Source organism: Pseudomonas helleri (genome assembly GCF_009600315.1).
GTDB classification, from domain to species: domain Bacteria; phylum Pseudomonadota; class Gammaproteobacteria; order Pseudomonadales; family Pseudomonadaceae; genus Aquipseudomonas; species Aquipseudomonas helleri_A.
In genome coordinates this window covers 1-295 of sequence record NZ_WIWC01000150.1, presented here as the reverse complement: position 1 = coordinate 295, position 295 = coordinate 1, and the positions used below count along the sequence as shown (strand labels likewise).

At 63.1% G+C, this 295-nt stretch carries 1 protein-coding gene; it reads left to right on the top strand.

Annotated features, from left to right (window positions below; genetic code table 11):
• Positions 1-20 precede the first annotated feature (20 nt).
• Positions 21-295: DNA-binding protein (locus GHN86_RS23190; RefSeq protein ID WP_194286574.1), on the top strand; the 275-nt coding region annotated here is incomplete at its 3' end.

Sequence of the window (295 nt, the reverse complement as noted above, 5' to 3'; positions counted from 1 at the left end):
CATACAAAGGAGCACGCCCCATGGCACTCACCAAGGAAATGATCTGGGAGGCCGCCGACGAACTGGACGCTGACGGCACTAAGCCCACCCTGGCCAACGTGCGCAAGCGCCTGGGTGGCGTCGGCAGCTTTACGACCATTCAGGAGGCCATGAGCGAGTGGAAGAACCGCAAGCAGCAAGAGGCCCAGCCACTCATCGACCCACCACCACCTGCCCTGGCCCAGTTGCTGGAGAACTTCGGCGCCGATATCTGGAACCTGGCCCGTGTTGCTGCCGACCAGGCCCTGGACGGAAA